A 12,697-nucleotide genomic window follows, 5' to 3' on the forward strand; every position below is an offset into this window, starting at 1 on the left:
TTATTTCTAATATTTAAGATTGAACAATTTATCTTTTAAAGTATTCTTATTTCCCTGTACTAGCTTATTTCATTATCCTTAAAATATCCTAATGTGTAATTAATAAATTTCTTAGTAATTATATTAATCTTTTTAAATTTATTTGTAATAAAACCTACCTCTATTTTGAAGGGTTTATCTTTAAACGATATAACTGAAATTTTATCATTATTTTTAGCAGCGTTAATTGAATTTAATTCAGGAAGTATTGCTATACCCTTATTGTGTGCAACCAATCCAATAATTCTATCTAACTGTGAGGTTGTAAAAATAATATTGGGATTAAATCCTTCTCGAATACAACTTTCAATAATAAGATGTCTAGATTTATAATCAGTGGTTAGCATTATAAATTGTTCATCTGCAAGTTCTTTAAGCTCTACTTCTTTCCTATTAGCTAAGTAATGATTTTTATTAACTAAAAGCATTACATCACTTGTCGCAACAGGTATAAAGCCAAGTTTACTAGCATTTATAGGTTTTACGGCAAAAGAAATATCAAGTAAATCCTTCTCCATATATCTTTCACATGCATATGAACCTAACTCCACAATTTCTAAATTTACATCAGGGTGCCTCTCATTAAATTCGCATATAATTAATGAAAAAAGGTCTGAGTATAATATATTAGGCAAGCCCAAGCTAATAGTCCTCTTTTGGAGATTAGCCTTATCATTTAAGAAATCTAACATTAAATCAAATTCCTCAATAATCTTTTCTGATTTTTCTAGTAATAGACTTCCAAACTCCGTTAGGATTACGCCTTTAGATGTACGTTCAAATAATTCAACTTCAAATTCATTCTCTAAATTTTTAATTATCTTGCTTAATCCCTGCTGAGAAATATGAAGATTTTCAGCAGCTTTGGAAACACTTCTGTCCTTACATACCTGAATAAAATATTTTATTTGCTTTATCTCCATCTCGTACTCCTATAAGTTAAAGGACTAAATAGTTTTTACTTTAACCATCTCATATATTTTCTTTTTTGTCGTTGTAGTTTTATATATAATACTTTAATTAAAAAAACTAGTAAAATTTTAATATACTTAGATATTATATTTACTAGACTCTTTATGAAATCATCTCGCCAACTATGAAATATTATTCTTTTATTATATAATCAATTATTTGCTTTTATCAAACAGTTTAATTTCATTTCTAGTTTTATTTTTACTTAGTAACCTTCGTCATATGATTTACATATTTTATATAAAAGGTGATATATTTTCGTAAAATTCAATATATATTTTATATTTGAAAGGAGTTATTAATTATGTCTGAAAACATTCTTCATGGTTATAATACTATCAATAACTCTAATGTAAAATTAACACCATGCACTGGAATCCCTGCTGAATCAAGTAAAAGAACTCCAACCATAGGGTCCTGCATAGGTGTTTTATATGAGTGTGGGAATAAAAACCCAAATACTAGCTTTTGTAAAGAATGTGGTTCAACAGTTTATTGCGTCCATAATGGAAGACTTATTGCTGATACTAAAAACTATATCTTAGTTAATCACTATAAGCTTGATAGCGCTGGTTCACCTAAAGAGGAAACTAGAATCTTTTATAAATATCAAAGATATCCACATGTTGTAGATTATAAGGTTACTCCTGACTTACCCAAAACTGACCCTCGTTATTGTAAAGATTTTAGGTCCAAATCCATCCCTGGCATTATACCATCAAATGCTGTTGGAATTGAATTTTATAAAGATCCAGTGAAAAAGATAAAAGATATTAAAAATGGTAGATATGTCTTTTGGCTAGAGTCAGATGAAACTAGACATTGTGTAATAAATAACGCGAATATGAGTAAAGTTTTTAGAGTATATTATTATCATTATAAAAAACCTTCCTGCAATCCTTCGGGAGGCATTCCAAGACTGGAAGCGGAGTTAACTTGCAAAGATAATGTCATTTGGGTATTTAAACTCACCAAAAAAGATCATAAATTCGTTGAAAAGTGCTAATAAAAAAACTTGTAAAAAGAATTTAGAATGCATAACGATAAATGCATAGAAACTTTTTACAAGTTTTTATAATAGAATTTTTAAAATCTAATAATGCGTTGGCCCGGCAATTGCATTTATTGTTGATGATTGAATTACGGCATTTGTAATATTAAAATAATTAGTATTTACTCTTATGGAATAGGTGCTAGAGCTTCCACATAATAATTCATCACAATACTCAATACTAAATGATTCATTCTTTTCTAGTGTTATAAACACATATTGATCCTCTTCTGCTCCACTAACAATTTGATCCATTAATATCTTATACGGCCAAGAAGCTAACTCTTTAATTTCCCCTTTAGTATTAGTTCTAACTAGTGTAAAAATAAGATCTAGCTCTTCTAGTACTGTCACTGAATAACTTAATATACAACTAAAATCAATCTTTATAATTGCTCTAGTCAATAAAGTTGTATCAATGCTTACACTAGCTAGAGTTGATCCACTTGTTGGCATATTAGATAAATCTACATATCCGCCTTGTCCACATGCCAAAATAACTCCTGTAGGACATGGAGGCTTAATAGAGCATCCTCTCTCCTCACTACAATTATATTCCCTCATTAGTTAACACTCCCAATACTTAAATTTATAAATCAAACAAACATCTTCAATAGAAAAGATTTTACATTTATAAATTATTGTTCTACTTAGTACATAATACACAACTTTTAAATAATAGTTACTCTATTCGTAATTTCTTAGAGTTCTTTTTAAAAATTCCCTTGTACGTTCTTTCTTAGGATTTTTGAATATTTCCTCTGGATTTCCTTCTTCTGCAATTACACCTTTATCCATAAATACTACTCTATCTGAAACCTCCTCTGCAAATCCCATTTCATGAGTTACAACTAGCATAGTAAGGCCTGATTCTGCAAGTTTTTTCATAACTTTTAATACTTCCCCCACCATCTCTGGATCTAGTGCTGAAGTAGGTTCATCAAAAAGCATAACATCTGGTTCCATAGAAAGAGCTCTTGCTATTGCTACTCTTTGTTTTTGTCCTCCCGATAATTGCTTAGGTTTAGCGTTAATAAATTGCTCCATTCCTACAACTTTCAAATACTTTGCAGCAACTTTTTCTGCTTCCTCACTTGTACGTTTTAATACGTTCATTTGACCAACCGTACAATTACGTAAAACATTATGATTATTAAATAAATTAAATTGCTGAAACACCATTCCTAATTTGGTTCGATATCTATTTATGTTGTGCTTATCATCTAAAATATCCTCACCTTTATATATAATTTTTCCTCCACTAGGTCTTTCTAATAGATTTATACACCGTAAAAGAGTTGATTTTCCTGAACCAGAAGAACCTATAATACATATTACTTCCCCCTTTTTCACTGAAAAGTCTATATCTTTCAGCACTTCATGTGTTCCAAAGGATTTACTTAGATGTCTGATATCTATTACTTTTTCCATCACTTTCACCTCCACGTCAAAATATATTATCGTAATTATTAGAACGCTTTACTATATCCTCTGGTGTTTCTACTTGCATCTGATTAGCATACATAATATAGTTTTCTGGTCCATCTAATTTTCTTTCTATAAAACGTAATATCCTTGTTACTGTAAAAGTCATAACAAAATAGATAACACAAGCAACAAAGAACGATTCAAAATATCTAAAATTATTACCTGCAATTGATTTAGTTTGAAAGTATAGTTCTGTTACCGAAATAACATTAAGTACTGAGGTGTCCTTTATATTAATTACAAACTCATTTCCTGTAGCTGGTAAAATATTTCTAATTACTTGTGGTAGAATAACGTTTAACATTGTTTGTATATGATTCATTCCAATTGCATTAGCAGCCTCAAATTGCCCCTTATCAATTGAAACAATTCCACCTCGAACAATTTCAGACATATATGCACCTGTATTAATTGAAACTATAAAAATTGCTGCATAAAATCTGTTCATATCTATTCCAAAAGCTAGTGCAGAACCATAATATATAACCATTGCTTGCACAATCATTGGTGTCCCTCTAAAAAATTCAATATAAATTGAAAAGACGATATTAATCAACTTTAACAAATATCTTTCAATGCCTCTTTGAGGCATTGGAATCGTACGTACAACTCCTATAAATAACCCTATGATTGAACCTAATATAGTTCCAATTACGGATATTAATAGCGTAATGCCTGCACCACGAATAAACATTGGCCCATTTTGAGATATAATTCTTATTATCCACTCTGAACTCATATTTTCTCCTCTTTCTATTTTTAAACTTTAAAATATTACAAAACCGACTACATTAACTGCACTCGGTTTATAATAATTATTACTTTGCTGCAGGCTGATTTTTTATTGCAGTATCCATAATTTTTGTCTGTTCATCTTCTGAGATACCTGATAAGATTTCATTTATCTTTGGAGTTAATTCACTTCCCTTAGCTACTCCTACTGCTATCGCTGTATCATCATCCGACGTTTTAAATCCAGCTTTAAACTCCACCATCTTAAAATTGTTATTTGCAGTTTCAGCACTAACACCTTCAGGCTTTTCTGATACGTACCCATCAATCATGCCTGACTCAAGTGCAACTCTCATAGCTGGGAAATTATCCATGGCTGGTTGTTTACTAACTCCTTGAATTTGATCAATTACTGTGTAATGAAATGTATTTAATTGTGCTGTAATTTTAGCACCTTAAAGTCTTGAATTGATGTTGCACCATCATACTTTCCGCCTTTCTTTACAACCATAACCAAATTTGATTTATAATAGTTATTTGAAAAATCAATTGTTTCCTTACGTTCTGCTGTAGGAGACATACCTGCAATAATTGCATCAATCTTACCTGAGGTTAATGCAGGTACAAGGCCATCCCATTCTGTCTTTACTATAACTAATTTTTTACCTAGCCCTTGCGCAATCTTTTTTGCTATCTCTATATCATAACCTCCTGCATATTCTGCACTACCATCGATTTTTACTCCACCATTTGAATCATCCATTTGAGTCCAGTTAAATGGTGCATAGCCAGCTTCAAGACCGACCTTAAAAGTTTCTTCTTTGGTACTTGCTTCATTTGTTTTGCTTGTCCCACAGCTTGTCATACCTAATGCAGATATACACAGTACAGCTGCCAATAACACAGATAATTTTCTTATCATATTTCCCTTCCCCTTTCACTACTTTTAATTTATCTTTATCTTTTAAATGGCTTCACCGCCACCTTTGTTTTCAATTTGAGTATAAAAAAAGATCTGAGGTGAACTCAGATCGCAAGTAGCATATTTGCCCTTAATTCCTCTCCTTTCCCAAATGAGATAGCACAACTCAATAAACTGGGAAGTTTATTGAGACAGTCCTGTAGCTCTTAACTACAGACCCAGCAAATAATACTGAGAATATTATAAGCTTCGGCGACATTTCCTTCTTATTAGTATCATTGCTTCTCAAACTCCACTAAAAACTGTTAAATATCGCGCCTCTACCCCACCTACTTAAGTGAGGTTATATTAAATTATAAAATAAGTTTACCTTACATATCTTCCTAAGTCAACCCATATTTGTATATTTTTTACAGCCATTGGATTCTCCTCAAATTTAAAAGGTGGAGTTTTACTCCACCAATAATTTTATGATACAAATGTAAACTACATTCTTTTTGAATAGTAATTTGAAAAGCTTATAAATAGTATACCTTCTATTAGAAGCAATGACGAAACAAGAATTAAAACTAACCTATCTGCATTCATAAAGCCTAAGGCTAAAACCAGTATACAAATTATAAAGTTCATTATTTTACTCACCATATAACCTGATTTTTCTTTTATTCTAATATTACGTTCATCATTTACTTCAATATCCTTTAGTTTTTTTAACTTTTCATCTTCTAACCTTGTGGTAAAGAAATTTCCAACTAGGTTTCCTATACCTAAAACAAAAAATGCTGAACCAAATCCAAGGCAAATGCCTGAAATATTTTTTACATTCTCATCTGCCATTATGAATTTTCCCAAAAGTAACATAGCAACACCTAAAATTAATAAAACTAAATACATAAGAGTTTTTTTATTATTCATTTCTCTTCCTCCTCATATATAAAAATATCTTCGATTGACATTTCAAAATATCTCGCTATTTTAAAGGCTAGTACTATAGATGGATTATATCGCCCATTTTCTAATGAACCTATTGTTTGCCTTGAAACCTCTAATGCTTCGGCAAGTTCTTCTTGCTTAATTCCTCGTTCTTTTCTTATTTCTTCTAATCGATTTTTCAAAGATGAACCTCCTCTCATGGAAAGTTTACTTTCCATATATATAATAGCATTATTTTTCCAGAATGTAAAGCTTACTTTCCATGAGTTGTCAAAAAAAATAAGTAGATTATCTATAATCTACTTCTATACTCACTTGGGGTAATTCCAATTTGTTTTTTAAAAAATCCATAAAAGTTTGAAGTACTTTCGAACCCGCATAAAAATGCAATATTAATTACGGTATCATCTGTATTTTCAAGTAAAGCCAGTGCTTTCTCAATCCTAAGTGCATTTATATATTTCACTGGTGTAATACCAAATTTATCAGAAAAGACTTTTATCATATGATTCTGACTTACTCCTAATCCATTTAACTTCTCTTCCAATTCTATATTACTTGAATAATATGAATCAAATAACTCTTTAATCTTAAATGCAAGTTCATCTATTGGATTAAAAGTCAAAAGATCTGGTCGACATCTTTTACATGGACGAAAACCTTTATCAACTGCCTCTTCAAAAGAATTAAAAAACATTACATTATCTCTTAATGGCTCCTTTGATTTACAAGAAGGCTTACAAACTATCCCTGTAGTTTTTACTCCATAATAAAATAATCCATCATAATTTTCATCATTATTAATTACTCCATCCCATTTTTCTTCTTCTTTTAATATCATTTACTCCTCCTAGTATTCTCGTTTCATGCTTCTTATATTGTCTTTTGCTTCCTTACTGACTTTTAATGACTCTCTAATTTTTTGCAATACCTTATTATATGTAAAATTATCAAGAGAATTATTATTTAAATATTTCATTGTTTTTTTTGGAAACTTAACATAACACATTGAAACGGCCCAAGCTACCCCCATTTTTGCATAATAACCTTCATGGTTTATGCTGTCTAATAATATAATCACTTTATCAATATATTCTTCATTAATATAGTAGTCAATTAACATAACAATTCCAAATCTAACTTCAAACTCTTCTTTAGATTTTAAATAATACTCTATAAATGCTAAAACTTTTTCCATATTAAATTTAGTAAATTTTAATCCTACACAAAAGCTATCACAAACCGACCAATTATCAATTTTATGTATAAAGTTTGCTATATAGTTTAATCGTTCATTAACATCTGCTTTTACATATCCCAAAACCATCCCTTGCAGCATAACTTCCTCAAAATAGTCATCTCTAGCAGAATTAATATACGTCTTCCATTCACCCTTTGCTAACTGTTTTGCCATTTTTCTTAAATATGGCAGTCTAACTCCAATTATATTATTAACGTTTGGACACAAAGAACTCTGAAATTTTTTATATTCTTCATCTTCTAAGCTAAATAATATTTCTCTAATTTCCTTGTACACATTAACCACCTATTGTAATATTATTCTTCTCATTTCTCTTGTTTTCTATTTCTAAGAGTTTTTCTTTTATTCCTAATCCTCCTGCATAACCTACTAATTTTCCGTTAGTTCCTATAACACGATGACAAGGAATGATTATAGGAATCGGATTTTTATTATTTGCCATACCAACTGCACGAGATGCTTTTATATTTCCTATCTTCTCTGCAATATTTTTATAGCTACATGTCTCTCCATAAGGTATTTCTTTAAGTGCATTCCAAACTTTTTGTTGAAATTCTGTACCTTTGGGCTCAAGAGGAACATTAAAACTCTTTCTTTCTCCTTCAAAATATTCCTGCAATTCTTTTGCAGCTTGTTTGAGCAATGTTGTTTCAATCAGGTTAATCTCTTTGGGCATTTCAGAATTAAAATTAATGTGCGTAATGGCTCTTCCATTCTCTATAATTAATATCTTACCGATTTTTGTTTCATAATAATAGGCGTTCATTTATATACCTCCAAGTATACATATCTAATATATATTAAGTTTACTATATTCAAGTCTCCATGTCTTTCGAAATATCACTCTGTAATTTAATAAATAAAAAATACCGCAAAAGTCTTACTTTTTGCGGTAAGCAAGTTTCTATTCTGTTTTTTTCATTTTACTTCTCCAACTGCTAGCAGCTAATATTAATGTAATTACAAAAAATATTGAAAAGAATTTAAAGCTTAAGCCTATAGAGCGAATAAGCTTGCCAACCTCTTGTGCACCATTGAAATTATCTATTCCTACAAGTACTCTAGAAACCAATTCAGAAGGTATACTAAATTCTATAGTTAATATAACCAAAGTTTGACTTAATGCACGTCCTAAATTATAAATAGTATAAAACATCCCCGAAGCTGAACCTGTTTGCATTTTAGGTACTGATGATAATACTGCCTTAGCTACTGATGGCCAGGCAATACCATTTGCAACTGAAATTATAATTAGTGGTATTACTACAGCTGAAACATTTAAAACATTCCCAAGGTTACCAAGCAATAAGAAGCCGATTGTTAAAATAAAGCTTCCAATAATAATCATTTTTTCTGTTCCAAAGTGATCAGCTAATTTTCCTCCCAAAGGACCCATTATAAGCTGTGGTGCAGATAAAGGAATTATAAGAAAACTTGATTCAACTGGGCTTAGGTGTAACGCTCCCTGTAAGTATACTGTTAGAAGCAACGTTATTGAAAAATATGCTATGCAGTAGCTTATGGTTATTCCTAATCCAACAGTGTAATTTTTATATGAAAACAAGCTAAAATCAAATAGTGGATTTTCTACTTTGAGCTCATTTATTATAAAGATAATTCCTAATACTATAATAAAAATAAATGCTACAATAGTTTTTAAAGACGTCCATCCCCACGCTTCTCCTTCTGAAAGAACGAGCATTATAAGAGTTAGACAAATGCCAAAACTTATAATTCCCCTGAGATCAACTTTAAATTTTCCAATAACATTAGTACCTTCAAGAACTATAAAAGCTCCGATTACTCCTATAATAGCAAAGGGAACTGTAATGAAGAAAATTGTTCTCCATCCATATTCACTTATTAATGCTCCTCCTATAACTGGACCTACAAGTGCTCCTATGACCCATGATGTAGAATTAATTCCTAACGCTAATCCAAGCTGCTTGTCTGGAAATGTTTTAATAATTATAGGAGTTGCAGTTGCTAACGCAAATGCTGCTCCCACTCCTTGAATAATTCTATAAAAAATTAAGCTTATCCCAGAATTAGCAATACCACATAATACTGTACCTATAGTAAATATTATAAATCCCCATATAAATATTTTTTTATTTCCAACGATATCTGCCAATTTTCCTGCTGGTAATAAAAGTACTGTACTTGCAATAATATATGAAGTTATTGTTAGCAACCCCATTGCTACATTCATATCAAGACCTTGCATTATTTTGGGTAGACCAATTATTGTAATTGTAGAATCAACATTAGTAATAAACGAAACTAATGTGACTACTAATAAAACACTCCATTTGTATCCTTTTTTATTTTTCATAATTTTTCTCCTTTTAGTTTTAGAATTATATTTTAAGCTAAAATCGTAAAGCCTAGTTCACCTCTTTTCTTTATATTTTTCAATCTAAAACTAGTTTACATGAAAGCATATATCAAGTAAAATGAATGTTAATGATAATATAATTCACTTTTTATGATATACGAAAGGTTTGAAACTTATGGAAAGTAATGAACTTAGAATATTTAAAACAGTTGCACTTGAAGGGAGTATTACAAAAGCTGCTCAGATTTTAGGATATGTACAATCAAATGTAACTGCAAGAATTCAACAATTAGAATCTGAACTCAAAACTCCTCTATTTTATAGACAACGTGGCATGGTTTTAACTCCATCTGGTGAAAAGCTCTTAGTTTATGCAGAACAAATCCTTCATTTACTTGAGGATGCTGAAAAGGCTTTAGATGATTCCATTAATCCATCAGGCTCTTTAGCTATTGGTGCTAATCATACGTTGTCCTCACTACATCTTCCCGCAATTTTATCAGAATATCATAAAGCTTACCCTAAGGTTGATTTATCACTTATAACTGGTAATACTAATGAACTTATTTATAAGGTTCAACACTTTCAGATAGACGGAGCTTTTGTTAAGTCATCCTCAATATCTGATGAAAATATCATTAAAGAACTTGCATATGAAGAAAACTTAGTTCTTATCTCTAGCTCAAAATATAATGATATACAAGAGGTATATTATAAGCCATTTATAATGAACACTGTTGGATGTCCAAATAGATTTCAACTAGAAGAATGGCTAAAAAGCAAAGGAATTTTTAACATTCGGTACATGGAATTTAATAATCTAGATTCGATTATTGAAGGTGTAGTGGAAGATCTAGGTGCATCTTTTGTACCAGAATCTTCGATTGAAGAATATGAGCAGCTTGGATTAATTAAATCATTTAAGATACCGCAAGAATATAGTCTAGCAAAAACATTTTTTATTAGACATAAGGATTCTCTTAAAACAAATGCACTTCAAAAATTTATAGAAATAATTGAATCAAAAACATCCTTTCATTCAATTATTAATTCAGACTATAATTCTTTAAAAACTTTAACATAGTAACTTTAATATAAATACACTATTTATATATTGAGTTATTAAGGAAGTAAGCTTATGAGTAGTTTAAATACTGAAAAACTTTCAGTTGAGTTTGGATCAGGAACCACACCCACAGCCCCTATTATACCAAGACGTTATACTCTCACTCATTCAGATATAACTGCAGAACTTTTTTTAACTATATGTAGCGATTATGCTTATGGTGAATTTACACATATGAGAGATGAAGTTTTAGGTGAATGGCTTAATGCTGATGAAATATATTTATTTCATGTATCATTAATGTTAGATGGAGAATTTGGTCCAAATACAAGAAATATCGTATTTAGACGTGAATTACCCCTTGCTTTAGAAGCAATTAGATATGGTGATAGAAAATTATTTATTCTAAATCCCATATTAGACATTTGTCCAATAATAGTTAATTTTAATTCAGCAGACCCTTACTACAATTCTATCGAAAATTGGGGATATTTTTCTGAATACGATATTACCAAGTCCTAACAAACCCAAAGATGCCAGCATGTCTATAACAGACGTACTGGCATTGTTCAAAGGTCTCTATGCAATTTTCTACTTATTCCTGATAATGTATAGTCTTTTATTAACTTTCCATCCTTAAACACGACTTCTAATTTGTATCGGCAAATACACTAAATCGTGTAATGCTTCAATATGCTTTGTATCTTTATCTTTATCTCCCATTGTTTTATAAAAATCTGTTAATAAAAGTAGATTAATCACAGCTATACCCCTCTATTAATTACCTTAACTTGTAATGATTCAATTACATCTAAGGCTTTATCATGTAGTTCATCATCGAAGCTAGCACATAGACTTGCATCAACTGAAATATTAGCATTAGTATATTGTGATTGAAATATTACTACATTACTTATTACACATATATTTGTAACTACTCCAACCATCTCTATTTCATCTATATTCTCTCCAAGTTCTTTAGCAATTTTAAGCATGACTTTTGGTGATATTCCAAAACTTCCTTTATTATAATGAAGAGTATTTTTTACCTTCACAAATTCCTTAAGCTTTCCAAAAAGTTCATGTCCTTTTGTACCTTTAATGCAATGAATTACAGGGAGGTTTTTTCCTTCTCTAGTTTCTAAATAATTATCATGATGAGTGTCATAAGTAAATAAAACCTTATGCCCTTCATGTAAATATTTATTCACCTTATTATAGATTCCATCTTCTAAAGTTTCAGCCTTTTTAAATCCTAAGGCTCCATCCACAAAGTCTTTTTGATAATCAATTACTACTAATAATTTTTTCATAATACCTCTCCTAAATCTCAAAAATAGTATTTTCACAGTGAGTAACTGCAAGATATATTTCTTTTGCTCCCATCTCTTTAAGTTTCTCTTCTGTTAACATAAATGTACCACCCTTTGAGCATAAGTCGACTAATATTATTGCAACAAAATTCTCATTCTTAATATTACCACTTATCTCTAACATTTGATATAACCTGTTTTAAAATCTCTCTTCTTATAAGTACTTTTCTGAAATTGTTTTCATTCCTATCATCTGTTGTGTATATTACTATATCATTGGAAACACTTGGTCTTTTGTAATTTTCAACATTTTACTCATTTAAATATTCATTATTAGGAAAATGCTTATAATCAATGAATTCTCAAAATATATTAAAACTGGAGGTGGGTAATTTGAAAATGAAAATATTCAGTGGAGATAACTTTCGTAAACTTGAAGATGAGGTGAATGATTTTATAAAAGACAAATATGTACTTAATATTCAGCACTCCTCTGTAGTGACGAAGAGAACCTTTTTAATAGTTACTATTCTATATGATGATACTTTTAACTGTAGCTATGTTAAACTACCACTTTAATAT

At 30.1% G+C, this 12,697-nt stretch carries 16 protein-coding genes, 2 pseudogenes and 1 riboswitch; of the genes and pseudogenes, 4 read left to right on the top strand and 14 right to left on the bottom strand.

Annotation, left to right across the window (positions count from 1 at the left end; genetic code table 11):
- Nucleotides 1–59: 59 nt before the first annotated feature.
- Complete coding sequence (locus JK634_RS09025) at nt 60–962, bottom strand: LysR family transcriptional regulator (RefSeq protein ID WP_202767321.1); 903 nt, start codon at nt 960–962, stop codon at nt 60–62.
- Nucleotides 963–1,315: 353 nt separating this feature from the next.
- Between JK634_RS09025 and JK634_RS09030 the strand changes: the two genes are divergently transcribed.
- Entirely contained in the window at nt 1,316–2,017 is a 702-nt protein-coding gene (locus tag JK634_RS09030; protein ID WP_202767322.1) for a hypothetical protein, read from the top strand.
- Nucleotides 2,018–2,104: 87 nt separating this feature from the next.
- On the opposite strand, the gene JK634_RS09035 is transcribed toward JK634_RS09030, so the two are convergent.
- From JK634_RS09035 to JK634_RS09080, 10 genes and pseudogenes are all read right to left on the bottom strand, one after another.
- A complete protein-coding gene (locus tag JK634_RS09035) occupies nt 2,105–2,626 on the bottom strand; it encodes a DUF4489 domain-containing protein (RefSeq protein WP_202767323.1) in 522 nt (173 codons plus the stop codon).
- A 123-nt stretch (nt 2,627–2,749) separates the two neighbouring features.
- Complete coding sequence (locus JK634_RS09040) at nt 2,750–3,493, bottom strand: amino acid ABC transporter ATP-binding protein (protein WP_202767324.1); 744 nt, start codon at nt 3,491–3,493, stop codon at nt 2,750–2,752.
- A 16-nt stretch (nt 3,494–3,509) separates the two neighbouring features.
- Nucleotides 3,510–4,289 carry an amino acid ABC transporter permease gene (locus JK634_RS09045; RefSeq protein WP_202767325.1) on the bottom strand — a complete coding sequence of 260 codons (780 nt, stop codon included), beginning with the start codon at nt 4,287–4,289 and terminating at the stop codon, nt 3,510–3,512.
- Between the two features lie 79 nt (nt 4,290–4,368).
- Nucleotides 4,369–5,147, bottom strand: a pseudogene (locus tag JK634_RS09050) (transporter substrate-binding domain-containing protein).
- Nucleotides 5,148–5,353: 206 nt separating this feature from the next.
- Nucleotides 5,354–5,535, bottom strand: a riboswitch (Lysine riboswitch).
- A 155-nt stretch (nt 5,536–5,690) separates the two neighbouring features.
- The gene (locus JK634_RS09055) at nt 5,691–6,119 is read right to left on the bottom strand and encodes a hypothetical protein (RefSeq protein ID WP_202767326.1); all 429 of its coding nucleotides are present in this window, start codon (nt 6,117–6,119) and stop codon (nt 5,691–5,693) included.
- Nucleotides 6,116–6,319: a helix-turn-helix transcriptional regulator gene (locus JK634_RS09060; protein WP_202767327.1), complete on the bottom strand. Its 204-nt coding sequence runs from the start codon at nt 6,317–6,319 to the stop codon at nt 6,116–6,118. The genes JK634_RS09055 and JK634_RS09060 overlap by 4 nt, the downstream gene beginning before the upstream one ends.
- A 110-nt stretch (nt 6,320–6,429) precedes the next feature.
- Complete coding sequence (locus JK634_RS09065; protein ID WP_202767328.1) at nt 6,430–6,978, bottom strand: bifunctional transcriptional activator/DNA repair enzyme AdaA; 549 nt, start codon at nt 6,976–6,978, stop codon at nt 6,430–6,432.
- A gap of 9 nt (nt 6,979–6,987) precedes the next feature.
- Complete coding sequence (locus JK634_RS09070) at nt 6,988–7,674, bottom strand: DNA alkylation repair protein (RefSeq protein ID WP_202767329.1); 687 nt, start codon at nt 7,672–7,674, stop codon at nt 6,988–6,990.
- Nucleotide 7,675: 1 nt separating this feature from the next.
- Entirely contained in the window at nt 7,676–8,164 is a 489-nt protein-coding gene (locus JK634_RS09075; RefSeq protein WP_202767330.1) for a methylated-DNA--[protein]-cysteine S-methyltransferase, read from the bottom strand.
- A gap of 138 nt (nt 8,165–8,302) precedes the next feature.
- A complete protein-coding gene (locus JK634_RS09080) occupies nt 8,303–9,733 on the bottom strand; it encodes an MFS transporter (RefSeq protein ID WP_202767331.1) in 1,431 nt (476 codons plus the stop codon).
- Between the two features lie 178 nt (nt 9,734–9,911).
- On the opposite strand from JK634_RS09080, the gene JK634_RS09085 reads away from it, so the two are divergent.
- Both JK634_RS09085 and JK634_RS09090 read left to right on the top strand, forming a co-directional pair.
- Entirely contained in the window at nt 9,912–10,820 is a 909-nt protein-coding gene (locus JK634_RS09085) for a LysR family transcriptional regulator (protein WP_202767332.1), read from the top strand.
- A gap of 54 nt (nt 10,821–10,874) precedes the next feature.
- The gene (locus JK634_RS09090) at nt 10,875–11,324 is read left to right on the top strand and encodes a staygreen family protein (RefSeq protein WP_202767333.1); all 450 of its coding nucleotides are present in this window, start codon (nt 10,875–10,877) and stop codon (nt 11,322–11,324) included.
- A gap of 114 nt (nt 11,325–11,438) precedes the next feature.
- On the opposite strand, the gene JK634_RS20540 is transcribed toward JK634_RS09090, so the two are convergent.
- The 3 genes and pseudogenes from JK634_RS20540 to JK634_RS09100 all read right to left on the bottom strand — a co-directional run.
- Nucleotides 11,439–11,564, bottom strand: a complete 126-nt coding sequence (locus JK634_RS20540; protein ID WP_274601343.1) for a hypothetical protein — start codon at nt 11,562–11,564, stop codon at nt 11,439–11,441.
- Between the two features lie 2 nt (nt 11,565–11,566).
- On the bottom strand, nt 11,567–12,115 hold the full coding sequence (locus JK634_RS09095) for a cysteine hydrolase family protein (protein ID WP_202767334.1): 549 nt from the start codon (nt 12,113–12,115) through the stop codon (nt 11,567–11,569).
- Nucleotides 12,116–12,131: 16 nt separating this feature from the next.
- A pseudogene (locus JK634_RS09100) lies at nt 12,132–12,331 on the bottom strand (ribose-phosphate pyrophosphokinase); the annotation flags it as partial.
- A 177-nt stretch (nt 12,332–12,508) separates the two neighbouring features.
- On the opposite strand from JK634_RS09100, the gene JK634_RS09105 reads away from it, so the two are divergent.
- Nucleotides 12,509–12,694, top strand: a complete 186-nt coding sequence (locus JK634_RS09105) for a hypothetical protein (protein WP_202767336.1) — start codon at nt 12,509–12,511, stop codon at nt 12,692–12,694.
- Nucleotides 12,695–12,697: the final 3 nt, after the last annotated feature.

The sequence above is a fragment of the Clostridium paridis genome (assembly GCF_016765615.1).
In the GTDB taxonomy this organism is placed as follows: Bacteria; Bacillota; Clostridia; order Clostridiales; family Clostridiaceae; genus Clostridium_T; species Clostridium_T paridis.